At 33.4% G+C, this 23,330-nt stretch carries 24 protein-coding genes; 17 read left to right on the top strand and 7 right to left on the bottom strand.

Going from position 1 to position 23,330, the window contains the following annotated elements; all coding sequences use genetic code 11:
- The first annotated feature begins 423 nt into the window (after window positions 1-423).
- Together ACX9TM_RS05180 and ACX9TM_RS05185 are read left to right on the top strand one after the other, a co-directional pair.
- Window positions 424-1,008 (top strand): CGNR zinc finger domain-containing protein, encoded by a 585-nt coding sequence (locus ACX9TM_RS05180; protein ID WP_001158446.1) that lies wholly within the window; start codon window positions 424-426, stop codon window positions 1,006-1,008.
- Window positions 1,009-1,124: 116 nt separating this feature from the next.
- Window positions 1,125-1,679, top strand: a complete 555-nt coding sequence (locus ACX9TM_RS05185) for an HPP family protein (protein WP_000368844.1) — start codon at window positions 1,125-1,127, stop codon at window positions 1,677-1,679.
- A 178-nt stretch (window positions 1,680-1,857) separates the two neighbouring features.
- Here ACX9TM_RS05185 and ACX9TM_RS05190 read toward each other — a convergent pair whose 3' ends face one another.
- Window positions 1,858-2,124, bottom strand: a complete 267-nt coding sequence (locus ACX9TM_RS05190) for a YmzC family protein (protein WP_000400965.1) — start codon at window positions 2,122-2,124, stop codon at window positions 1,858-1,860.
- 440 nt (window positions 2,125-2,564) lie between these two features.
- On the opposite strand from ACX9TM_RS05190, the gene ACX9TM_RS05195 reads away from it, so the two are divergent.
- The 4 genes from ACX9TM_RS05195 to ACX9TM_RS05210 all read left to right on the top strand — a co-directional run bounded on the left by ACX9TM_RS05195 (window position 2,565) and on the right by ACX9TM_RS05210 (window position 4,960).
- Entirely contained in the window at window positions 2,565-3,023 is a 459-nt protein-coding gene (locus tag ACX9TM_RS05195) for a MarR family winged helix-turn-helix transcriptional regulator (protein ID WP_000198939.1), read from the top strand.
- 43 nt (window positions 3,024-3,066) lie between these two features.
- Complete coding sequence (gene pssA / locus ACX9TM_RS05200) at window positions 3,067-3,600, top strand: CDP-diacylglycerol--serine O-phosphatidyltransferase (RefSeq protein WP_000008335.1); 534 nt, start codon at window positions 3,067-3,069, stop codon at window positions 3,598-3,600.
- Between the two features lie 39 nt (window positions 3,601-3,639).
- Entirely contained in the window at window positions 3,640-4,011 is a 372-nt protein-coding gene (locus ACX9TM_RS05205) for an ATP synthase subunit I (protein ID WP_000620595.1), read from the top strand.
- Between the two features lie 313 nt (window positions 4,012-4,324).
- Entirely contained in the window at window positions 4,325-4,960 is a 636-nt protein-coding gene (locus ACX9TM_RS05210; protein WP_000556719.1) for a VanZ family protein, read from the top strand.
- A 99-nt stretch (window positions 4,961-5,059) separates the two neighbouring features.
- On the opposite strand, the gene dhaQ is transcribed toward ACX9TM_RS05210, so the two are convergent.
- Window positions 5,060-6,058, bottom strand: a complete 999-nt coding sequence (dhaQ, locus tag ACX9TM_RS05215; protein ID WP_065381978.1) for a DhaKLM operon coactivator DhaQ — start codon at window positions 6,056-6,058, stop codon at window positions 5,060-5,062.
- Window positions 6,059-6,077: 19 nt separating this feature from the next.
- On the bottom strand, window positions 6,078-6,644 hold the full coding sequence (gene dhaS, locus ACX9TM_RS05220) for a dihydroxyacetone kinase transcriptional activator DhaS (protein WP_000204220.1): 567 nt from the start codon (window positions 6,642-6,644) through the stop codon (window positions 6,078-6,080).
- Window positions 6,645-6,822: 178 nt separating this feature from the next.
- Between dhaS and dhaK the strand changes: the two genes are divergently transcribed.
- Window positions 6,823-8,574, top strand: coding sequence for a dihydroxyacetone kinase subunit DhaK (gene dhaK / locus ACX9TM_RS05225; RefSeq protein WP_065381977.1), 1,752 nt, complete (start codon window positions 6,823-6,825; stop codon window positions 8,572-8,574).
- A gap of 229 nt (window positions 8,575-8,803) precedes the next feature.
- On the top strand, window positions 8,804-9,154 hold the full coding sequence (locus tag ACX9TM_RS05230) for an SH3 domain-containing protein (protein WP_000946193.1): 351 nt from the start codon (window positions 8,804-8,806) through the stop codon (window positions 9,152-9,154).
- Window positions 9,155-9,346: 192 nt separating this feature from the next.
- Here the strand turns inward: ACX9TM_RS05230 and ACX9TM_RS05235 are convergent, their stop codons facing one another.
- Window positions 9,347-9,898, bottom strand: coding sequence for a DUF4352 domain-containing protein (locus ACX9TM_RS05235; RefSeq protein ID WP_001228902.1), 552 nt, complete (start codon window positions 9,896-9,898; stop codon window positions 9,347-9,349).
- A 292-nt stretch (window positions 9,899-10,190) separates the two neighbouring features.
- Between ACX9TM_RS05235 and ACX9TM_RS05240 the strand changes: the two genes are divergently transcribed.
- The gene (locus ACX9TM_RS05240) at window positions 10,191-10,580 is read left to right on the top strand and encodes a hypothetical protein (RefSeq protein ID WP_000940664.1); all 390 of its coding nucleotides are present in this window, start codon (window positions 10,191-10,193) and stop codon (window positions 10,578-10,580) included.
- Window positions 10,581-10,656: 76 nt separating this feature from the next.
- Window positions 10,657-10,776, top strand: coding sequence for a DAK2 domain-containing protein (locus ACX9TM_RS05245; RefSeq protein ID WP_071740898.1), 120 nt, complete (start codon window positions 10,657-10,659; stop codon window positions 10,774-10,776).
- Window positions 10,777-11,201: 425 nt separating this feature from the next.
- Here ACX9TM_RS05245 and ACX9TM_RS05250 read toward each other — a convergent pair whose 3' ends face one another.
- Window positions 11,202-12,095 carry a helix-turn-helix domain-containing protein gene (locus tag ACX9TM_RS05250; RefSeq protein ID WP_065381976.1) on the bottom strand — a complete coding sequence of 298 codons (894 nt, stop codon included), beginning with the start codon at window positions 12,093-12,095 and terminating at the stop codon, window positions 11,202-11,204.
- A 368-nt stretch (window positions 12,096-12,463) separates the two neighbouring features.
- Between ACX9TM_RS05250 and ACX9TM_RS05255 the strand changes: the two genes are divergently transcribed.
- The 7 genes from ACX9TM_RS05255 (at window position 12,464) to ACX9TM_RS05285 (ending at window position 21,165) form a co-directional block, all read left to right on the top strand.
- Window positions 12,464-12,745, top strand: a complete 282-nt coding sequence (locus ACX9TM_RS05255) for a hypothetical protein (RefSeq protein ID WP_000473820.1) — start codon at window positions 12,464-12,466, stop codon at window positions 12,743-12,745.
- Between the two features lie 720 nt (window positions 12,746-13,465).
- Entirely contained in the window at window positions 13,466-13,651 is a 186-nt protein-coding gene (locus tag ACX9TM_RS05260) for a hypothetical protein (RefSeq protein ID WP_061456884.1), read from the top strand.
- Window positions 13,652-14,281: 630 nt separating this feature from the next.
- Entirely contained in the window at window positions 14,282-15,547 is a 1,266-nt protein-coding gene (locus ACX9TM_RS05265) for a 3D domain-containing protein (protein ID WP_025687271.1), read from the top strand.
- Window positions 15,548-15,609: 62 nt separating this feature from the next.
- Complete coding sequence (locus ACX9TM_RS05270) at window positions 15,610-16,950, top strand: C40 family peptidase (RefSeq protein WP_000474056.1); 1,341 nt, start codon at window positions 15,610-15,612, stop codon at window positions 16,948-16,950.
- Between the two features lie 90 nt (window positions 16,951-17,040).
- A protein-coding gene (locus ACX9TM_RS05275; RefSeq protein ID WP_088052067.1) for an IS3 family transposase occupies window positions 17,041-18,401 on the top strand; the annotation gives its coding sequence in 2 pieces (ribosomal slippage) (window positions 17,041-17,497 and window positions 17,497-18,401; 1,362 coding nt in all).
- A 261-nt stretch (window positions 18,402-18,662) separates the two neighbouring features.
- Window positions 18,663-20,396, top strand: coding sequence for an S-layer homology domain-containing protein (locus ACX9TM_RS05280; RefSeq protein WP_000288216.1), 1,734 nt, complete (start codon window positions 18,663-18,665; stop codon window positions 20,394-20,396).
- A gap of 151 nt (window positions 20,397-20,547) precedes the next feature.
- Window positions 20,548-21,165, top strand: coding sequence for a DUF6241 domain-containing protein (locus ACX9TM_RS05285; protein ID WP_065381974.1), 618 nt, complete (start codon window positions 20,548-20,550; stop codon window positions 21,163-21,165).
- Window positions 21,166-21,803: 638 nt separating this feature from the next.
- On the opposite strand, the gene ACX9TM_RS05290 is transcribed toward ACX9TM_RS05285, so the two are convergent.
- Entirely contained in the window at window positions 21,804-22,781 is a 978-nt protein-coding gene (locus tag ACX9TM_RS05290) for a DUF4179 domain-containing protein (protein ID WP_065381973.1), read from the bottom strand.
- A gap of 3 nt (window positions 22,782-22,784) precedes the next feature.
- Window positions 22,785-23,315: an RNA polymerase sigma factor SigX gene (locus tag ACX9TM_RS05295; RefSeq protein WP_000955512.1), complete on the bottom strand. Its 531-nt coding sequence runs from the start codon at window positions 23,313-23,315 to the stop codon at window positions 22,785-22,787.
- Between the last annotated feature and the right edge of the window lie 15 nt (window positions 23,316-23,330).

Genomic DNA, 23,330 nt, shown 5'->3' on the forward strand with positions numbered 1-23,330 from the left:
AGCTCCTTTCCTAATCAACATAAATATAGATTGATAATTTAAAACCTTCTCAATTATATAACTATCTTTGATAATTGTATGCATGTAAGTAAGTTTAGAATGTTTTTATATGACATTAAAAAAAGTACTCATACGAGTACTTTTTCTTAAATGAATTATTATTTATTTTTAAACCGTTCCCCATAAATGATAAACCATACCGATAACAAAAAATGCTAGTCCTACAAATAAAACAATTAAAGCAAGCACTCCATTTTTATTATGTTCCATAAAATTAGCTCCTTTTTCATTTACTTACATACCAAAAGCCTTTAGTCGTAATTATGGCTAAAGGCCTTAATCTTCATACTTTGTAGTTTATAAAAAAGTTGTACTTCTGTATTAATTTGGAATATGATTATTTAAAGAGAAGGTGATAAGTACATGCAGGAAACAAAACAATTCCCGCTTATATCGGGAAATCTCTCATTAGATTTAGTAAATACAGAGCTAGTTAGGCGTGGACAACGTTATGATTTATTAATAACAAATGAAGATGTATTAGAATGGCTACATGTAATAAAGGTTAATCTTCCTTTTTGGAATGAAAAAACACTTATAGGAATTCAGAAGCGAATGGATCAAGTTACATCTAGCATATTAGAGGTAAGGGAAGTATTGAGAAAACAGTTTGAGGCAATTGCTGATCAGCAAGAAATTTCTAATGATTTTATTACGTATTTAGAAAAACAAATTGAGAAGGCACCATTTACATATAAAATCATTGAACAGCAGCTAGTATCTATCCCAGTTGGAGAAATCGAGGATGTACTCGCATCGTTAATTGCATTTGACGCTTTAACGTTAATAGCAGAAAATAAGCTTATTTCTCTTAAAAGGTGTTCAAATCCTGACTGTGTTTTATTATTTATAGATAAGAGTGGAAAACGAAAATGGTGTTCTATGAAAATATGTGGGAACCGGAAAAAGGTAGCAAAATTTCAGGATCGAAAATTTGAAGAAGTTTAGAGAATCAACTTATAACAGTTGATTCTTTTTTTGCACTTTAGAACTAACCCCTTAAATTGATATTTACAGGTTAGTTATGCCGGGTTATAATTGTTGGTAAATAAAGGAGGAGAACGATGGATAATATAACAGCAACTAAGCAGAAAGATCCTCAACCAATAAGTGTACGATATTTTACAAAAATGAAAGGGAAAGGAAGAAGCCCATTACAAGTAAATGTAAAGGACTCTTTAACGGGACTACTAGGGGGATTTTTAACAATTCTTACCTTAACATATTTAACGAGCATAACCTCTACAGAATTATTAATGGCTCCATTTGGTGCGAGTTGTGTATTAGCGTTTGGAGTTTGGAATGCGCCATTATCTCAGCCGCGTAATATTATTGGAGGACATTTGATTTCAACTTTCATTGGTCTATCAATATATCATTTGTTTGGGAATGAATATTGGACAATTGCTTTAGCGGTGGGGATGGCAATAGCCGTTATGATGTTAACGAGAACGACGCACCCTCCGGCAGGCGCCGATCCGATTATCGTAATTTTAGGGGCAAATAGTTGGAGTTATTTAGTAACACCAGTTTTAATTGGCTCCGTTGTTATTGTAGTTATTGCTTTATTCATTAATAATATGAGTAGTAAAAGAAGTTATCCAACTTTTTGGATGTAGTTTGTGAAGGGAAAAATAATTTAATTGAGTATTCTATTCTTACTATGTTTTATTTTTTATATAGTAAAAGCCTTAGTCGTAATTGTAGCTAATGGCTTGGGTCCTCATACTTTGTAGTTCATAAAGAAAAGACACTTTAAAGTGTCTTCTACAGATTTGAATTATTTAATTCATGTAATTAATATTCGTTAGCATAAAACTCTTTTATTAATTTTATTTCATTTGTATCTGGATTAAACTTAAATATTTTAATTTGATTCGATTCGTCTTTGTATGCAAATGTATTCTCACCAACTTGGGTCATATTGCTGGTGTTTAAGATAGGGTCGCTACCGTGATCAGTAATTTCCACAGTTTTCTCACGATCCCAGAATGCAATGACAATAATCAAAATGATAAGACATACCCGTATAAAACGTAATTCTCTTGCAACAGGATGTTCCATCTGTTTGTCTCCTTTACTGTTTGATAGAGTCTGTTTATAAAAGAGATGATTCCTAGGAATATAAATAAAAAAGACACCGTAAAGTGTCTTTTTTATTTTAGTTATGCGCATTACTTAATAAGACGCTAGTTCCTCAGTCTGGCTATGAGTAACTATGTAGGGTAATTCCATTATAACATTTTAACCAGTAATGGGTCTATATGGAATTTAATTGATTTTCTTTTTGATTATTCAGAACGATTAATCGGGTATTTGGATGAAGGAAGCGGTGAGGAAGAAGGGACTTAACTTGTTTTAGAAGAGTGTCTTCTTTTTTGTATCATTGTGAGTAAAGTGTAGCGTTATATTTCCCTTTACACGAACATAACGGTATACTATAGTTAAGTTAAGTAAACTTAACTATTAAACGAAACGAAATAAAAGCATGGAGGAATAACGCTATGACTAGAACGTATAAAGAAGTAATTAATGAAATGAACCGAGCTTATAATGAATTCTACATTTTACTATTTCAGGAGTTAAAAGATGAGTTCGGTCTTACAGGACAGCAAGAGAGCATGCTATTTCATATTAATTTAAATGAAAACACGACAGCAAATCACATTGCGACTACTTTTAATATATCAAAAAGTGCCGTTAGTCAAGTTTTATCTAAATTGGAGAAACAGAAGATGATTTCAAAACAAGTAAACCCTAATAATAAACGGGAGTATTTTCTTACACTTGGTCCAAACGGTAGTAAGTATATAGAGCGGTTGTCGGAGTTAGATGATGTATTAATTGAGAAATATTTTTCTAAAATCGATATAAACGCCCTAGAGCAAATGACAGATACGTTAACGAAAATAAATAAAGTCATATTGGAAGAAAAACAGAAAGATCTTGATTGTAATGAGTAAGAACGTAGATGAAGCAATTAGTAGAAAGGAGGAGAAGTGTATTATGAGTTTCATACCAAATATGATTACGATAGCAAATTTTGTATGTGGGCTTTTAGCTATTTACGCTGTTTTCGTTCACGATATTTATTTGGGAGCAGTTTTTATTATTACAGGTATGTTGTTTGACTTTTTAGATGGTATGGTCGCTCGGAAACTTGATTCTGTTTCGGAAATTGGTGGAGAGTTGGACTCATTTGCGGATTTAGTTACTTTTGGTGTGGCACCGTCTATTCTGGCATATAGTGCCTCGTTAAAAGATTTGCAGTCTATCGGGATGATATGCGCGCTTGCTTACAGTATTTGCGGCATGCTTCGGCTTGCAAGATTTAACACAAAGCAAAGCAAACTCCCAACCTTTATTGGCATGCCGATTCCATTTGCGGCAATGTGTCTCCTCATTTTATGTTTTTTAAAGAATCCAGTTTCCGTGGCGTTTGGTACATGCGTACTCGCTTATTTAATGGTAAGCAAAATCAAATTCCCTCATTTTAAAAAAGATATAGCTGAAAGCTTGAAGCCTGGAAGATTGGATTGATGATACGGGATTACAATGAGAAAGATAAAGGAGAATAACATGATTCGTATGGCATTAAGATCATTCAACATACAAATGTATTGTTTGCTAGGCATAATGTTATTGGGATGGCTTGTGACACCTTTTTCAGCACAGTTCGTAGGGATAAGCATTGGCCTTTTGGTGAGTATGTACTGCGCCTGGATTTTAGGAAGGCGTATTGAAAAGTTCGGAGATAGCATTGTAAAAAAAGCAAAAGCACCGATGCTTGGAATGATAAATCGGTTCGCAGCCGCAATACTCGGCGCGATTATTATGTATGAAATTGAACACCATGAATTCATGTGGACATTCGCTGCTGGAATTATGGGTGGGTATTTCTTGGTTATTATTAATTTAGGGTATTACAGTATGAGGGATGAGAAGGGATAAAGTGAAACCTAAGTTTAAGCATACTGTTGCCTAACAACGAATAGCGGATTAGTAATTAGAGTAATAATAAAATCTAACATAAAATTTAAGAAAAATTTTATATTTCCCCCACTTTTTATTTTAAAAGTTTTTCCTATCCTATAAACAAGTTACATCAAGGAGGAGACTGAAAATGAAGAAGTGGGGATTTTATATTTTTAATATATTCCCTATATTCGAAGACAAAGTAAAAGATTAAACATATGAACAAAGTACTGGTTCTTAAACTATATTCTAAAATAATAGATGAAAATGTAAAGTTAGGGGATTCCACATGCATACAGAAGTTTTAATGAGTTATTTGTATACTTATTTTTTTACAATTATGTTTTGTATTTTATTTCAAATTGGATTTTATTTTAAAGCGAAAAGAAACATATCTATTCGGCATTTTCTATGGGTATATGTTTTTCTGTTCTACCTTTCGTTAGTGTATAAGGTGACGCAGATTGCAACTGTATGGGATATAAGTAGATATGAAACGTGGATTCGTGTAAGTCAAATCAACTTGACTCTATTTGATACGGCAGGTAGTACTACGTATCTTTTGAACATCGTACTGTTTATGCCGTTCGGTTTTTTATTACCGATGATTTGGCCGTATTTTAGAAAAATAAAAAACACGGTATGTGCAGGATTCTTTTTTTCATTGGCAATTGAGTTAAATCAATTGTTAAATAATAGAATTACAGATATTGATGATTTATTTACGAACACCCTCGGGGCGATTATTGGGTATTTATTATATAGAGCTTTAAAAATGATATTTAAAAGAGAGGGGGAAAAGCTTGATACCAGCTCTTCTCTAGTTATAAAATACGAGGCTATTTTTTGTTTAGTATGTTCATTTGTAGGAGCGATGTTAATTTATCATCCAGCTTTATTTGGAAGACCTGTCATCATTCAGTGAGGCAATTACGAATTTCTTGTTAATGCCCGTACGATATTTCAATTTGCAAAAAGCCTTTAACTTGTTATAGTTAAAGGCTTTTATCATCATAATTTTTACTTACCAATTACCCACTCTAACATCAGCCTTCAACCACTTCACCCAATCAAAATCCTCTACCTTAAGCAAACTAAGCGAAACACCCTTCATATCTAAAGAAGTTAACAGTGTACCAACCTTTACGAATGTCACTTGCAATCCTTCAAGTTCACACAAACGGCGAATGTCGTTTGCGAAAATGTATTGTTCCATTAATGGAGTTGCGCCGAGTCCATTAATGAGGATAGCGAAGTTGTCTCCTTTTCTCCAGCGATAAATGCTTTTTAGTTTGTTCATTAGTTCGATCGCTAATATTTCAGAAGAGGATAGTGCTTCTTTACGGTAACCTTTTTCTCCGTGAATGCCGACGCCATAAAACACTTCATCGTCATTTAATGTGAATGAAGCTTTTCCTTTTACTGGATCGTTGACAGGGGAAAGAGCAACTCCTAATGTGTGTAAGTTTTTAGTGATAGAGCGGCCAAGTGTTGTTAGTTCTTCTAGAGAATGGCCTTCAAGAGCGGCCGCACCAAGTATTTTTTGAACGAAAACAGTACCAGCGACGCCGCGTCTTCTTTTATTAAAAGAAGCATCATCTTCAATTGAAACGTCGTCATTTACGATGATGTGGTCAATTTCTCTTCCTTCTTCTTTAGCGATCTGCTTTGCCGCAAGAAAGTTCTCAACGTCATCTTTAAAGTTTTTAATAATGAATAGTATACTTTTATCTTTTGGCATAAGGCGAGTTGCCGCCGCAATTTGTTCCACTGTAGGCGGAGTGAAGATGCTTCCGTTTACTGCCGCTGTAAGCATACCTTTTCCTACATAGCCAATATCAGCAGGTTCATGTCCGCTACCACCGCCACTTATAATAGCGACGTCTTGCTTCATTTTTTCGATATCTTTTACATAAATGATGTTATTCGTTTCATCGTAATTTACTTTGTCGTTATGTTCAAAATAAAAGCCGTGCAGCATATCTTGAACGATATTTTGTACATCATTCATAATCTTTTTCATTGCTTTTGCCACCCTTTAATTACTTTGCTGATTGCTCCAGTAATAGTAGTAATTGATTGTTTATCATATTTTTCATAAGAGAAGACATAATGGAAGGATCTACTTCGCACTTACTTTCAATCCAATCTTTTATTGTTCCAACGAAGCCGTGACTATAAAAGGAGGCAATCGTATTTTTTGTCTCATCAGAAAGGCTGAATCCGCAGCTCACAGATAGTTCATCGATAATCTTCATATATAAGTTTTTCGTATGCTCAAATAAATAGTGATTAAACGAGTTTTGCTCAATGACTTTAAAAGCATTTCGGTAAAATTTTTGATTTTCATAAAAGTAATCAAATAATAAATCGAAAATGTTTTCCCACGTTTCATAATCGAGAAAGTCGATAATGTTTTCCTTCGTTTCTTCTCTATAAATCCAGCTTAATAGTTCAAATTTATCTTTAAAATGATAATAAAAAGTTTGCCTACGCATTTGACAGTGTAACATAATATCGCTCACTGATATTTTATGAAACGACTCTGTTTCCATTAAATACTTCAATGAGTTCGCGATTATCTTTTTAGAAATTATAGAAGAGGTCATCTGAATCATCCCTAGAATGTTATTAATATGAAAATCCTATCTATAAATGAGAGCGGTGTCTTTAGACAGATTGTCCATTTTGTCCGTTTACTATAAAACGCTTTCATTTTAACATGGTTAGTAAGAAGAAGATTTCAAATATATCACAATATATTAAAGGAATTGAGGGAGAACTACAATGAAAAAGATTATAAACAAACCAGAAACATTAGTAATGGAAATGTGCAACGGAATGGTTATGGCTCATCCAGAGCTTGAGCTTTTGAAAAAATATAAAGTGATTAAGAAGAAAGAAATGAACGAAAATAAAGTAACGTTAATTAGTGGAGGCGGTAGTGGTCACGAGCCGGCACATGCAGGATTAGTCGGAAAAGGAATGTTAGATGCGGCAGTGTGCGGAGATGTGTTTGCGTCACCTTCACAAATTCAGGTATACCAAGCGATTAAAGAGACAGCTAGTAAAAAAGGTACGTTATTAATTATTAAAAATTATAGCGGCGATATTATGAATTTCAAAAACGGTGCGCATTTAGCGACGGAAGATGGAATTGAAGTCGACTATGTAAAGGTGGACGATGATATTGCGGTAGAAGATAGCCTGTACACAGTAGGACGCCGCGGCGTTGCGGGCGTTATTTTAGTTCATAAAATTGCCGGCGCAGCAGCGGAAGCAGGTATGGATTTAGGAGCGGTGAAAGCTGTAGCAGAAAAAGCAGCGGCTAACGTGCGCACAATCGGTTTAGCATTAACGTCTTGTACAGTTCCAGCGAGTGGATCACCTACTTTCACACTTGCGGAAGATGAAATGGAATACGGTGTAGGTATTCACGGCGAACCAGGAATTAAGCGTGAAAAAATGATGTCAGCAGATGAACTAGCGAACCGTATGACAAATGACCTTGTAAAAGATTTAGGAGTAAAAGATGGCGAGGAAATCGCAATTCTAGTTAACGGTTTTGGCGGAACACCACTGCAAGAACTTTACTTATTTAACAACGCAGTTACGAGAGAACTAGCTGCAAGAAACATTAAAATTAATAGAGTATTCGTCGGTAACTATATGACAAGTATTGATATGGCTGGTATGTCTTTAACGGTAATGAAGTTAGATAAAGAGCTAAAAACATTACTATCAAAAGAATGTAATACACCAGCGTTTAAAGTAGATGGACCAGTTGAAAGTGTAGAGTACGTGAATGTACTTGAAGAGGCAGAAGAGAAGGAAGTTTCTTTTGAACTAGAAACTGCGGAAGAGCACGCTGTTATTAAAGATAATGTTATTACATTAAACAACATGATTTATCTCGTTGATAAAATGAGCGATATTATTATTAAAAATGAAGTACCGTTCTGTGAGCTGGATACGCATGCTGGTGATGGCGACTTCGGAATGAGTGTGGCAAAAGGATTTAAGCAATTAAAACGTGAGTGGCACTCTATTGTAGAACAAGAAAACGTAACGATCGGATCATTCCTTGACGGCTGTTCGATGATTATTATGGAACATTGCGGCGGCGCATCTGGTCCAATTTGGGGCGGTGCATTCCGCGCAGCTAGTAAAGCAGCAGCCGAGAAGCGTGAGTTAACAGTGAAAGAATTCGCTGAAATGCTGCAAGCAGCATTGCAAGGCATACAATCGATCGGTGAAAGATCATTCGGCAGAGGAGCAGTAGTTGGTGACAAAACACTTGTTGACGCACTTGCTCCATGTGTAGACTCTTGGCTAGATAGCGCCTCAAACGAAGTAGACGTAAAAACTGCCTTTGAAAAAGGAGCAGAAGCAGCGGTCAAAGGAGCAGAGTACACGAAAGAAATCGTAGCTCGCATGGGCCGCGCTGGTACAGTTGGCGAAAGAAGCTTAGGATATCCAGATGCAGGTGCACATGCACTTGGGGTTATCTTTACGGAGATTGCAGGTAGTTTGAAATAGGAATTGGAAAGTCCCTCTGCCTTAAGGTGGAGGGATTTTTATATAGTTGATATGTAGAAGACTTCTTTCGGTTCTTTCTCAGTAAAATATGAGTTTGTTACTATTTTTGATAAAATCTTATTTCAAAAATACAACTAATATTTCTCAACATTAATATATTGAAAATAGTTAGAATATTTAAGATAATCATTTGTGAAGAAGAAAATTATAAAAAAAGGGGGAATTTATTTTGTTACGTCGTTTATCTATTTGTACAGTACTAACAGCTTTTATATTTACTTTATTTACATTTAACGGCTCTGCTTTCGCGGCTACGAATGCTACTGAAAATCAAAATGTAGTAGCAGCTTGTGCAAAGGGAGGTACGGTAGGTGTATATGGTGCAAAGATGCGCAGTGGTTATACTGTCGATTCACCTGTCTTACATACATTTAATGATGGTACGAAAATTACTGGAACATGGGTAACTGGTGAATATGTTCAAGGTCATTACAGTAATTCTAAACAGTGGTTAAAAGTTACATATAAAGGGATGACAGGTTATGTATCCCATACAACATTATATAACGTTTGCTCATAAAACTATGTACCATAATAGCTTTGGATATATTGAGCTAATCTCTTCTCGAGATTAGTTCTTTTTTATCTCTTAGTTTTTAATGGGGCATTTTTTGAAAAAGACCAACGATTCATTAAATCGATGGTCTTACGTTTATATAGTATTCATTTGTATCTATATTAAATTTTTCATTGTTTTTTGCTTATTTTAGACTTAGTTTGTTTGTGATTGCAGCTTATCAATTTTCCAGTATGTTTGTAGAGGGTCTAAAGAGCTTTCAATATAAAACATATATTCATCTGCGGTACGTGGTACTTCAAAAGCTATTTTCAATTCTACCGTTTCATTTGGTTTAACTTGTATATCAGAAGGGTTTTGATCAAGCACCTTTCCTTTATAGATCTTTCCGTCTTTTTCATCTTTTAAGTTATATTTTAATTCTGATAGTCCAATCGTTTGACCTCGTACATTTTTTACAGAGACATTAACAACTACGGAATCGTTGCTAGCATTTAAATAGGCACTTTGAACAGCGGTCAAGTAATAGCCTCCCTTAACACTCTCACCAACTAATAAAATACCTTGTTCCAAGCGGCTCATATCTTCTTTTTCTTCAAAATTTATTAATTCTTCATTTTCATTTTTTGCGGTTGGTTCTTCTATTGGACCATTTTCAACGGCACTATCTGTTTTATCTTGTGTGCAAGCAGCCGTAACACTGACTAATACTAGAATGAAAGTAAGTAATATAGATAATTTTCTCATAAAATTTATCTGTCTCCTTAAGTTTCTCAATTTTGTGCAACTATACATATAAGATTAACATAATGTCTCATTATTGGCTCAAAATAGGGGGTCTTTTAGACAACTTATTCTTTTTACTTTTAATATACATTCGATTGGTTCTCGCGATATTTGTTAATCTTTTAAAACATTGGCTTAGTAATACCGAGGGTTATTATAGATATATTAATCATGTAATTTGTCCATATCAAAATGAACGTTTTTTGCATTTAATATATTGTAAATATATTTTATTTTGGAAGGATGTGATTATATGGCTCATAAATCTACTGGAGTGTTTCGAGTTCCAGTTTCTGAAAATGGGATTATTCCAACTGCTCTCAACATTATGTTAAACAATGATTCACGCTGTCATACTAGTAATGTAACGGTAACTGTTAAGAGAAGTCGAAACACCTTTTTCCCAACTCAAAATGAATTAGTTGAAATCTCTCGTACTTTTGTTTCTTTAGAACCAAATAGAACAACTAAGATTGTGTTGTTTACTCCAGAATTCCAAGTAGAAGATTTCCTTGATGTCATCATTAGTGGAAATAGAGAGGATGTTAAGGATGTTCTTGTATATTCTTTCTTAGCAGATTCAGTAGGTCATAATCTGCCATCTACTGTTTTCAGAAATGCAGAATACACTTTTGCTTGCTGACACTGTGATAATGTATTCTTTACTGTCGTATATCTGAATTGAAATGTTGCAAACAGCACTTCAAGGCATATAATCTATCGTTGAAAGATCATTCGGCAGAGGAGCGGTAGTTGGTGAAAGAAGTTTAGGATATCCAGATGCAGGTGCACATATGCTTGGGGTTATCTTTACAGAAATTTTAGGTAGTTTGAAATAGAAATTAAAAGATCCCTTCTACCTTAAGGTGAAGGGTTTTTTTAATATGTTTTTTGATATATATTGCTAAATATGTTCCCATAATTCATTCTATTGTATTGAGAATAATGTCATCTACATCAAAAAACGGTTTATAAAAGGAACTAGTATTTGAAGAAGTTTCACCTCAAACATACTCCTATGCATATAAGTATGTTTGAGGTGGATTTATTAAAGAATTTTATATATAGTATGAATGAAAATGGGATAAATAAAACAATGCTTCTCAGTATGTTTTTAAGAATTAATTGAGCAGGTCCTTGTAAAAATAAAGAAAAGACATCTAAAGGTGCCTTTCGCCGACTTAAATTAATTTTAATATTATCGATCTAAGTTTAAAAGCTGTAGGGATTTTTTCTGTGGGTTTTGTAAGTAGTTTTTACGAAATTATGAGTGTTTTTTATTTTGTATTTCAATAAGTTCATCTGGTAGCATTCTTGTATAATATTCTTTTTCTGTTAGTTCAAATATAAATAATGCTTTTTTCCAGTTATAAATAACATCTTCTACATTATGTTGTTTCATTTTTAATAAACACTGACCTTTTAAATAGAATAGTTCACCTAGTAAGTATAAAGTATTTAGATTAATTGCTAATTTGATACCCTTATCAATATACTTTATTGCCTCTTCATGTTGATATGTGAAGTCGAAACATTTTGCTAAATTTAACATGAGTTTTAATTTAATTTCTTTATCTCTAGGAAAATCTAATTTATTAAAATTAGTTAAACATCTTTTGAATATATTAATACTTTTTTCATATTCTTTATTTTCTGCATAAAATATAGCCATTGTTTGCATAATATCTATTTCTCTTTCTGATAAAAAATCAGAATTAGTTAAAGTCAGTTTTAATGCATTATTTAAAAAATCTAAAGCAGTTTTTATTGATTTATCCACCATAAATATAGCAATTGCTTCATGCCACATTAGAAATTGTTTCTCATCTTTTGTTTGAAAATTATTTAAGTTTTTCTCTTTTTTTACTATTTCATAAAGTTCTTTATATTGTTTTTGCTTTAAGCAATCTTTTATTACGTATTTTACGTTTTCTACATATTTTAATCTTTTGTTTTGAGTTAGTGCAAATATGTTATTCGGATCAATGCCAAGTCTTTCTGATAATTGATATAACAATATACTAGATGGATAAATCATACCTTTTTCAATCTTGCTAATTTGACTTTGTGAACATATTCCATGACATAATTCGGATTGTGATATATTTTTTTTAATTCTAAGTTCTTTAATGGTAATACCCAAATCGTTAAATTCCATTTTTCCACCTACTATTTAGCACTTTATTAATATAAGAACATTCTCTAACCTTAATGTAATGTAAAATTAATATAGTTGCAATTATTGTTTTAAAGGGCTTATCGTTTCTATAAGATGGTGAGATTTTTTTATGTACAAAAAAGACACCTTAAGGTGCCTTCCGCCGACTTGAACCACTTTCATTTAATATAAACCTAGCTGTATTTTCACATGCCTTTCCAATTCCTCTATTTTCCATTTGATAAAATGAAATTCCAATATTACCAATAATTAAATAAATATTTCTGCATATTCAAGATATTTACATAAATTACAAAAATGATACATTTAAGTTGTAAGCTATAAAAACTATTAAAGGGGGATTTATTATGTTCAAGAAATTAGTAGTAGGAGCGTTAGCAACAGGTATTGCATTAACAGGAGGAATGGGTGCAGCTTCAGCTGATACACAAAAAGCTGTGAGCTCTCCGAAGCAAGCAGCCTGCTCCATTCCTTATGAGTATTCTAATGGTAAATTCAAAAGAACTCTTTATTACTCAAATGGAGTATATGCTAATAGTTTTAATGAAAATGTTTGTGGCGGGACGATTACGTGGTATTTAAAACATGTTCAACATGGAGTTGCTTTTTACGAAGGTAATTTAAAATAGTAGATTTTTTGAACCTCATTTATTGAGGTTCTTTTATTTTTAGTTTTTAAACTGATTCTCTATAAAAAAGACACCCTAAGGTGCCTTTTTGCGATTTGATCCATTGTAATATGGTATTGAATGCCAGTCCGATTATTATTTTACTATGTTAAGTAGTTTCGATTATTGAGAAAAAATACAACTCATTGTTTGAATGCAAAAAAGCCCTAGGGGGACTAGGACTTTTTGCTAGAATGAATAAGATTTAAAAAAGGACTTATATAACGTAACATATGAATGTTTCGTAAATGTATCAAAAAAATGAACAAAATAGTTATTTTAAATAAAAAAAGCTCCGCGATAAAAGCTGCGGAGCTTCATAAGGTCGAGTTATGTCGTACTCACAAGGGATTTTAACATGAATGTTGTGGTAAAAATACCGGTAAATTTATCCTATAAACCCCCCCGCTGATTAGAGTTTCACTTCATTCGAAGGAATTTATGTTTTATAAATTAGATTATGATAGTTGATATTCTCCATATTGACCAGAAAAGAACTAAAAATTCTAGTGAAATTCCAAGTGTTCGTTTCCTAGTTTTTTGAAATTCTTTTATTAAATAGCCAACAGCACTAATTGCTATAAGAATGAAAAGAATAAGTTCGAGTGTAACTGGCATTTTATCTACTCCTAATACATTAATTTATTATATAAAGATTATAAGATATTTTTGTGGCTAGTAGTGAAAAATTTAATAAAACTATCTCTAAATGGAGGTTTGTTTGAACTTCTAAAAGAATTTGTGAAAACCATTGTACGTAAAGTTTTTGCGTATGTTTTTAGGAAACAAATTTTAGAAAAAGATAACAAAAAAACCACTCCTCGTCGCCGTCGGAAGCAAAAGGGTGGGCTTTGTAAAAAAAAATGAGCCCTAATGGATATAATGTACAAAAGAAAAGACACCCAAAGGTGTTTTACTCCGACTTGATAACAACATTTTATGTATTAAAGGTCATCAAAAAATGTTGTATTTGAAACACGTGACGTTCCATTAATATAGTATAAACTAGATGTAATTATATATTGAATATAAAATTTAGGAAGTTGGTGGGAATAATAAAATGCATAAAATCCTTATTAAAAAAGAAGCCCTAGGATTAGGGGGCTAGGGCTTCCTGTGTTAGTATATCTCGCACGACATTATAAAAAGAAAAGAACTTAATGAAGATAACAGAGAAATGTTTTGTAAATGTATCAAAAAAGTGAACAAAATAGTTATTTTAAAAAGAAGAGAAACTAGCAAAAATTAGATACTTTTGTATAAGAAAGGAATAGATTAATAATTTAATATAAAAAATACAGGATATGCAATATTGCATATCTTGTATTTTTTATTACATTGAACCCAATTATGCCTTGAATAGAGAGGGTTTAAAAGAAATATAATAATCTAAATTGTTTACCAATTAATATGGTAAATTATAGATAAATAAAGAAATTTATGTTAATGTACTTATGGTAATATACTGTTAAAAAAAGGAAGAGGTGAAAAGTTTATATGTTTAAAAAAGGCGTATCATTGCTATTAATTTTCATTTTATCTATTTCTACATTTAGTATAGTAACTCACGCTGCTAGTAGTTCAGAATATGTGAATCAATCATTCTATGGGTATAAGGAGCCATCTTTTAATTCAGCTAAAACAAATGGCGGATCAGAGTATGGTGCTCAAAATGTAGGAGTCGTGGAAAAAAGAGATAATGGTTGGTGGAAGATTGAAACATGGGAAGGTCCAGTTTGGATTAACTTAAATGGGGAAGAACGTGTCATGGGAGATTTCTATGCATATGATGAACCTTCTTTTTCATCAAAGGTTGCGAATGCTGGAGCGAAGTACGGGCGACAAACATTTAGAATAGTAGATGGAACAACAGATGGTTGGCTAAAATTTAAGACGTGGGAAGGCGACAAGTGGATGAATCCTACGGCTGAACAAATTACTGTCAACAAAACAATCTATGCGTATAATGAACCTTCATTTAATGCAAAGAAAGCAAATTATGAAGCACCATTTAACCCGCAAAATTGGGGAGTAGTAGAAAAAAAAGAAAATGGCTGGATGAAGGTAAGTACTTATGAAGGTTATAAGTGGATCAATCCAGATGGAGAAGAAAGGTTCATAAACAAATCATTCTATGCGTATAATGAGGCTTCATTTAATGCAGCTAAAGCAAACGCTGGAGCATTATATAGTCCACAAAATTTTAGAGTTGTGGATGGAACACCTAGTGGATGGTTGAAGGTTAAAACATGGGAAGGCGAGAAATGGCTGAATCTAGATGGAGAAGAAAGATTCATAAACAAATCATTCTATGCGTATAACGAGCCTTCATTTAGCTCAGGCAAAGCAAACGCTGGAGCATTATATAGTCCGCAGAATTTTAGAGTTGTAGATGGGACAACTAGTGGGTGGTTGAAGATTAAAACATGGGAAGGCGACAAGTGGATGAATTTAAATGCGGAAGATACAGGCGTAGAATTCTACGTGGAAGCTACTGCATATAGTGTAGAAGGTAGTCCACCAAATGAAAGGATTACGGCGTCTGGAATAGACATAGGAAAAAATCCTAACATCAAGTTAATTGCAGTTGATCCTAAAGTTATTAAACTAGGAACGAAAGTTTGGGTTGAAGGATACGGTGATGCAATTGCTGGAGATACAGGTGGGGCTATTAAAGGCAATAAAATTGATGTTCTGTTTCCTACAGAAAAGCAAGCACGTGAATGGGGACGTAAAAAAGTGAGAATTAAAATAATGAAATAGGATATATCTATTCTTTGCTTCGAAAATTATATATTAGACAAAATAAAAGGGAGGATATTTTTATGTTTAAGAAAAGTATAGGAATCTTATTGTTTTTTATTCTATCTATCTCGACATTCAGTATGGTAACTCACGCTGCTAATAGTTCAGAATACGTGAATCAATCATTCTATGGGTATAAAGAACCATCTTTTAATTCAGCTAAAACAAATGGCGGATCAGAGTATGGTGCTCAAAATGTAGGAGTCATGGAAAAAAGAGATAATGGCTGGTGGAAGATTGAAACATGGGAAGGTCCAGTTTGGATTAACTTAAATGGGGAAGAACGTGTCATGGGAGATTTCTATGCATATGATGAACCTTCTCTCTCATCAAAGGTTGCGAATGCTGGAGCGAAGTACGGGCGACAAACATTTAGAATAGTAGATGGAACAACAGATGGTTGGCTTAAACTTAAGACGTGGGAAGGCGAAAAATGGATGAATCCTGCGGCTGAACAAATTACCGTCAACAAAACGATTTATGCATATAATGAGCCTTCATTTAATGCAAAGAAAGCAAATTATGGAGCACCATTTAACCCACAAAATTGGGGAGTAGTAGAAAAAAAAGAAAATGGCTGGATGAAGGTAAGTACTTATGAAGGTTATAAGTGGATCAATCCAGATGGAGAAGAAAGATTCATAAACAAAGCATTCTATGCGTATAACGAAGCTTCATTTAATGCAGGCAAAGCAAACGCTGGAGCATTATATAATCCGCAGAATTTTAGAGTTGTGGATGGGACACCTAATGGATGGTTAAAGGTTAAAACATGGGAAGGCGAGAAATGGCTGAATCTAGATGGAGAAGAAAGGTTCATAGAAAAATCATTCTATGCGTATAACGAGCCTTCATTTAGTTCAGGCAAAGCAAACGCTGGAGCATTATATAGTCCGCAGAATTTTAGAGTAATAGATGGGACAACTAGTGGATGGTTGAAGATTAAAACATGGGAAGGCGACAAGTGGATGAACCTAAACCAAACAGATTCTGGTTCTTCTGGAGTAATTGATTTAGCTTTAAAACAACTTGGAAAGCCGTATGTTGAAGCTGGGACAGGACCAAATGGATTTGATTGTAGTGGCTTTATTTATTACGTATTTAAAAATAATGGATATAACATTGTGAGAACAAGTGTTGCAGGATACTGGGGAATGGTTACAAAAATAAGTGATCCTCAACCAGGGGATTTAGTATTCTTACAGAATACATATAAGCAAGGTCCTTCTCATTTAGGAATATATTTAGGAAATGGCGAATATATCCATGCAGCGGATACGACAACAGGTGTAATTAAAAGTAAGATAAACAGTCCATACACTCAGAAGCATTTCTTGGGGTATGCTAGATTTTCAAAATAATTAAATTGGATTCAATAAAAAGACAGTTATCTATGTGAACTACACCCCAATTGTTAGACACAGTCTAACAATTGGAGGTGTAGTTTTTTTATGACTAAATTTACTTCAGAAGACAAAATAAATGCAGTAATACATTATCAAGATGGAAGTGAGAGTATAAAAGATATTGCGAAATCATTGGGAGCGAATCACGAAGTGGTTCGCATGTGGATAAAACAATTTGAATATCATGGAATCCAGGCCTTTGAAAAAGGCTATACAACGTATTCTGCACAGTATAAACTAGACGTACTAAATTATATATTCGAAAATGGGACGTCTCCAAACGAAACGGCAGTTATTTTTAATATTTCTTCACCTGGACTTATTAGAAAATGGCGTATTCAGCTACATCAAAAAGGAGTAGACGCCCTTAAATCGAAGAAAAAGGGGCGTCAATCTATGACTAAGGACAATCAAAAATCAATTAAGAAACAAACACAAACAGAAGAGTCAGTAGAAGCATTACAAGCTGAATTGGAGCGTTTGCGTATGGAGAATGCTTATTTAAAAAAGTTGAATGCCTTAGTTCAAAACAAGGAAAAATCACCAAACAAGATAAGGCGCAAGTAATCTATGAACTAAGGAAAGCATTTCCGGTGCAGGCACTTTTAAAATTAGCAGAACTCCCACGAAGTACATATTATTACTGGATACAGAATTCTAATCGGCCAGATAAAGATAAAGAGCTAAAGATCTTAATTCAAAACATTTACGATGAACACCAAGGTCGTTATGGATATCGCCGTATTCGCGATGAGTTAATGAACCAAGGACATAAAATCAACCATAAAAAAGTTCAACGAATTATGAAAGAGTTAGGTTTAAAGAGTCTAGTTCGTATGAAAAAATATCGCTCGTATAAAGGACAAGTAGGTAAGATTGCGCCAAATATTTTAGAACGTAATTTTAAAGCTGAAAAGCCGAACGAAAAATGGGTTACAGACATAACAGAATTTAAATTATGCGGCGAGAAGCTCTACTTATCACCGATGTTAGATCTATTTAATGGAGAGATAATCGCTTATACAATTGATTCAAGACCAACCTATTCACTTGTATCGAAGATGTTGGAGAAGTCTTTTCAACAATTGACAGAAGAAGACGAACTCCTTATTCACTCTGATCAAGGCTGGCATTATCAAATGAAGAAGTATCGGCACGCCCTAAAGGAACGCAAGATTACGCAAAGTATGTCTCGTAAAGGGAACTGTTACGATAATGCGGTTATTGAAAGTTTCTTTGGTATTATGAAATCTGAATTTCTTTATCTAAAAGATTTTGAAAGCATAGAACACTTTAAACAAGAATTTGAAAAATATATCGATTATTATAATCACAAAAGAATTAAGGCAAAACTAAAAGGCATGAGTCCGGTACAATATCGAACTCATGCCCTAAAGGCTGCCTAATGAAACGACCTGTCTAACTTTATGGGGTCAGTTCAATGGATAGCTGTCTTTTTATTATTTGTGTTGACTTGACTACTTATATATATTCACAAGCAAAACAACATAATATTAATACGGAAAAATATATTAATATGAATTTTTGCATATTTTAAAATTCAATATATCCCTTGAAAACTTTTAATTGTATAATATATTTTGTCATATTTTTAGATTTTTCGACATAAACCAACAAAAATAGAGAACGTATTGGGAGAAGACATTATGTATACAAAACTATTAAAATCAATTACATCATTATCACTGATTGGTGGTGCGTTGTTATATACAAATGGCAGTGGTGTGAAAGCTGCTGAAGTGGGTGTTTTTTCTGATGTGCCGACATCACATTGGTCATATCCTGCGATTAAAGATTTAGCGAGTAAAAATATTATTTCCGGTTATGGGAATGGGATATTTGGTTTTGGAGATGTTGCGACAAGGGAGCAAGTTGCGGCTTTAATTTATCGAGTGTTAGTACCAAATAAACAAGGCGGTTCGTTTAGTAATGATGGAACTCGTTACGTATTAAAGGATGGATCTACGTTTAAAAATCCTTACGGTGATATTAATCAAAGTTCTACAATGTTCCCAGAAGAGGTATTAACTTTAACGAATTTAGGAGTTTTTAAAGGGGATGAAAATGGCCAATTTAGACCGAAAGCTTCTGTGAGTCGTGCGGAAATGGCACAAATTCTTACAAATGCTTTCCATCTTGCGGCAAAACAAAAACATACCTTTAAGGATGTTCCAAATCCATTTTGGGCAGAAAACGCAATTAGTGCAGTGCAGTCAAATGGAATCGCAGATGGCACAGGGAACGGGAATTTTGAACCGTATGGCACAGTAACACGTGAACAGTATGCACAGTTTTTATATAAAACTTTGAAATATAAAAATGCCGATGTGAAAGACACAGGAGATGCGGCATTATTAACAGCTTTTAAAGAGGAAGTACAAAAGCGTATTAATACATACGAGACAAATATTACACTTCCATATAAAACGAAAAACAATAATACAAACGAAGTGATGAATACACTTTTTAACGCATATAAAGAAGTTGCAAGTAAAAATGAGTATACAAATAATAATAGATCAAATGTTTCATATGGACTTTCTGGGTCACCTGGAAATTATACATTTACGCTTAAGATTACATATCGTGAAACGAAAGAACAGACGGAATATGTCATGAAACAAGCGAAAGCAATCGTTTCTTCTATTACTCAAGTTGGAATGGATGATCACGAAAAAGTGAAGGCGATTCATGATTACGTAGTAAAACATGTTTCTTATGATACGTCTTATAAAGCTTACACAGCATATGAAGCACTTGTAAATCGTTCTGCGGTTTGCCAAGGTTACGCACTATTAACGTATCAATTATTAAAAGAAGCAGGAATTGAAAATCATTTCGTGACAGGAACTGGGGACGGACAACCTCATGCTTGGAATTTAGTGAAAATCGAAAACAAATGGTATCATCTTGATACAACATTTGATGATCCGGTTCCAGATGAGCAGGGCCGCGTAACGTATTCGTATTTCAATTTATCAGATGAACAAATCGCAAGAAATCATGAGTGGAACCGCGGAGACTACCCGCAAGCTACAACGAATTATTATAGTACACTGACAAACAAAATTGCGGCAGGTAGTACGAAAACGCCTGCATATCAACAAATATTAAAAGATACAAAGTTAAACTATTTAGGAAATGAATATATCGCAAATAACTATACCGAATTAAAAAATAAAATGCAGCAACGCTATAGTGCAAAACCAGAGAAAATTGAAGTGCTATACAAGCAATCAATGAATGGTGCACTGCAAGATGTGAAAAAGGCAATTGGTGAAATCGATTATCCGCAAGGGGCAAATCGAGTTTCTTATAAAGCGGAGCCTTACAATGCGAAAGAAGGGTATTCTTTAGTGACGATTACGTTTACGTATTAAAAGCAACCTAGATCCTATGGGATCTAGGTTGCTTTTTTATTATTCTTCGACAAAACATGACAATATATAGATACATTCTTTGCTACTATGAGATGAGAAATCTTACATTAAAAAACTGTTTAAAATAACTAATGCAGATAGGCGGAAAAAAATGAACCGAAAGTTACTAATGGCTTTAACATGCGGTACATTGCTTATGGGAATGGCTGCTTGTAGCTCAAATGAGAAGACTACAACTGAATCAAAACCTAAACAAGAAGAAAAGGTTCAGGAAAAACCGAAAGTTCAAACCATTCAAAAGCAGCAAAAAGATAGTTATGTAGTAAGTGAAGATGAGCTCTCTAAAGCGGCACAGTCGATTGGTGAAATCCAAAACGAGCAAACTATAAATGATATGATGATACATATGTCTTTACAAAAACTCACATTCAATGGGAATAATCTTCATGTTTCCGGTACCCGTGATGTAGGGCGATGGCAAATGACGAAAGAAAACATTCAATACTTAAAAAACAACTTAAATGTTATTAATAATGATGAAAGACCAAAATATGAATCTATTCTGAACAAATGGTATGATGGAGAGTTCGAATCTGTAGTTAAAGACTTTGAAGAAATTCATTATTTACGTTCAGGAAAAAAGAAAAGTATGGAGGGATCTAAACTAGCTAAAAAAACTGATAGTGATGAAAAAGAATTTATTCTCCATTTCTTTGGCCAAGAAGGATTAGATATCCATAATAAAGAGTGGAAACAGGGCGAGTTATAGAAATAAAACTGAATTTCTCTTCACTAGGAAGTACAATGTTTTACGGAACAAAAAAATGATGAAATGCCCTTAAATATAGTCCCATTGGGAGATTGTCTATACTGAGATTCAATAGATACACAGTAATGCTTATCTTTCTAGCCATTGACACAAATGCTGCATTATCTATGTGGATCAAGTAGTGTTTTTTTTAGGTGTCTTCACTGCTATTATCTTCTTGTTAACCGTTGCATGGACTACAAAAGGATTTCATACAGACGGCCAGCATAAATAAATTATTGTATTTCTCAATAAACAAAACAACTTAACGTGGTAAAATAATAGTTGGACGGGAGTCCAATACATATTATTAAAATTAAGATGGTTCAAGTCGGAGGAAGGCACCTTAGGGTGTCTATTCTTTTTTATAAAAAGAAATTTGTACGTTTAGACGCATTTTAAATACAAAATAACCGATTCCTTATACGTTAAGAAACCGGTTATTTATTTTCCTACTTTTTTAGAGGGCTTTTTCTTATAATGGTCTTAAATCATAAATAAAAGATAGAGTAAAAACTATATACGAAATAAATGTAACGAAAACAAGAAAACATATAAACTGAGAATTAGATACATATTGTTCTATTCTTTTTTTCATGTTAATTCGTATTATTTTTCAAATGTGAAGTATCAATTGGAATTTGAGCTTTCCAAGATCCATTTACTTTTCCAATTCTAGTTATATTTACGTCTAAAGTAAGAGGCTGTTTAAAAACGTCTTTTTCTTCATTAGTTATAACAAATGTAGCAACACCTTCGGGTCTATCATTATCACGGATGCCTATTTTATCTTCCTTTTGACCTGCTGCCACAAGTTCAAAAGGAAGACGATCATCTGCATCATGGATAAATGATAGTCTCCCATCATGTTTAATCTCAGGGTTTTCCTCTTGTTGTCCATTAATTATACCATCACTTTGGAGATCTAATCCTGATGTATCAAATTCAAATGGTACTAAACTTCCGTCAGCTTTTTCCATTCTATAATGAACTGATATACGTGAATCTGCGATAAATAATTCTTTGAGATGTACAGTAATACCTTGATCTGTAATTTTTTCATCAATAGGAATATATTTACCATTCTTCATCATATCTTGTGTGATACCATTTTCATCTTTTATTCCTTCATTTACAACTTTATCATTTGTAATTGCATCAGAAAAATATGAAGCGACATTTGTAGCCGCCACTTGTACTTGTGGAATCATTGCTGTTGTGAAAAGTGCAGCTGCAGCTACTGCTGTATAAATGAAACATTTTGATTTTTTACTCATGTTTGTAAAGATGCCTTTCTTTTGTTGTTTTTTGTAATTTATATTAGAAACGTTGTCTAACTTGGAACGACTTTCAAATGTTTTCCATGCTTGTTCTATATCAATTTTGATTTCTTGTGGTGAATTTGCAGATTCTTCATCTAGCATTACGTTTTCCCATTGATTTAATTTACTAATTTCTACTAATAAATCTTGGCATGCTTCACATGTATCTAGGTGCTTTGTAAATTCCTTTCTTATATCATGAGAAAGTTCTCCATCAATATATGTTTGAATAAACCCGATATCATAACATTTCATTTGTTATGCCTCCTCTATTTGTTTATAAATCTTGCGGAATTTCATTTTGGCTCGGACTAATAATGTTCCTATAGAAGATATTTCAATTTGAAGTACTTCTGCAATTTCTTTATATTGAAAACCAGAGAATTTCATTAGTAAAAGGGTTCGTTCTCGATCATTCATTTTATTTAGTGTCGTTTGGACCTTTGTAATTTCTTCTTTTCTTATCCAATCATCGTCTAATGATGATACATTTTGTACTTCATGGTATTGTATTTCCTTATCAATCTTCGCTTGCTGCCTTTTTTCAAATCGAAAATGGTTATAAGCTACATAAGTAGAAGATTTAATCAACCATCCAGGTATATTTTTAATTCCTTTCCAATCGCTACGATATAATTGTAAAAATACTTCTTGTGCTAACTCTTCAGCGATAGATTGATCTTTAACAATCCATATAATCTGTTTCACAGCATAAGCATAGTACTGCTTAAATAAATCTTCAAAGGTCATATTAGAAGCATGACTTTCTTCATTTTCTATGGTTAACATGTTCGTTTAAACCTC

The organism is Bacillus sp. LH1, from assembly GCF_057924895.1.

Excerpts from the sequence above, each read along its gene's own strand:
- ACX9TM_RS05285 (WP_065381974.1), top strand. The coding sequence starts at position 20,548 with ATGAACCGAAAGTTACTAATGGCTTTAACATGCGGTACATTGCTTATG.
- ACX9TM_RS05190 (WP_000400965.1), bottom strand. The coding sequence starts at position 2,124 with ATGGAACATCCTGTTGCAAGAGAATTACGTTTTATACGGGTATGTCTT.
- ACX9TM_RS05280 (WP_000288216.1), top strand. The coding sequence starts at position 18,663 with ATGTATACAAAACTATTAAAATCAATTACATCATTATCACTGATTGGT.
- ACX9TM_RS05180 (WP_001158446.1), top strand. The coding sequence starts at position 424 with ATGCAGGAAACAAAACAATTCCCGCTTATATCGGGAAATCTCTCATTA.
- ACX9TM_RS05290 (WP_065381973.1), bottom strand. The coding sequence starts at position 22,781 with ATGAAATGTTATGATATCGGGTTTATTCAAACATATATTGATGGAGAA.
- ACX9TM_RS05210 (WP_000556719.1), top strand. The coding sequence starts at position 4,325 with ATGCATACAGAAGTTTTAATGAGTTATTTGTATACTTATTTTTTTACA.
- ACX9TM_RS05255 (WP_000473820.1), top strand. The coding sequence starts at position 12,464 with ATGTTCAAGAAATTAGTAGTAGGAGCGTTAGCAACAGGTATTGCATTA.
- dhaK (WP_065381977.1), top strand. The coding sequence starts at position 6,823 with ATGAAAAAGATTATAAACAAACCAGAAACATTAGTAATGGAAATGTGC.
- ACX9TM_RS05270 (WP_000474056.1), top strand. The coding sequence starts at position 15,610 with ATGTTTAAGAAAAGTATAGGAATCTTATTGTTTTTTATTCTATCTATC.
- ACX9TM_RS05240 (WP_000940664.1), top strand. The coding sequence starts at position 10,191 with ATGGCTCATAAATCTACTGGAGTGTTTCGAGTTCCAGTTTCTGAAAAT.
- pssA (WP_000008335.1), top strand. The coding sequence starts at position 3,067 with ATGAGTTTCATACCAAATATGATTACGATAGCAAATTTTGTATGTGGG.
- dhaS (WP_000204220.1), bottom strand. The coding sequence starts at position 6,644 with ATGACCTCTTCTATAATTTCTAAAAAGATAATCGCGAACTCATTGAAG.
- ACX9TM_RS05195 (WP_000198939.1), top strand. The coding sequence starts at position 2,565 with ATGACTAGAACGTATAAAGAAGTAATTAATGAAATGAACCGAGCTTAT.
- ACX9TM_RS05235 (WP_001228902.1), bottom strand. The coding sequence starts at position 9,898 with ATGAGAAAATTATCTATATTACTTACTTTCATTCTAGTATTAGTCAGT.
- ACX9TM_RS05185 (WP_000368844.1), top strand. The coding sequence starts at position 1,125 with ATGGATAATATAACAGCAACTAAGCAGAAAGATCCTCAACCAATAAGT.
- ACX9TM_RS05295 (WP_000955512.1), bottom strand. The coding sequence starts at position 23,315 with ATGTTAACCATAGAAAATGAAGAAAGTCATGCTTCTAATATGACCTTT.
- ACX9TM_RS05265 (WP_025687271.1), top strand. The coding sequence starts at position 14,282 with ATGTTTAAAAAAGGCGTATCATTGCTATTAATTTTCATTTTATCTATT.
- ACX9TM_RS05205 (WP_000620595.1), top strand. The coding sequence starts at position 3,640 with ATGATTCGTATGGCATTAAGATCATTCAACATACAAATGTATTGTTTG.
- ACX9TM_RS05250 (WP_065381976.1), bottom strand. The coding sequence starts at position 12,095 with ATGGAATTTAACGATTTGGGTATTACCATTAAAGAACTTAGAATTAAA.
- dhaQ (WP_065381978.1), bottom strand. The coding sequence starts at position 6,058 with ATGAAAAAGATTATGAATGATGTACAAAATATCGTTCAAGATATGCTG.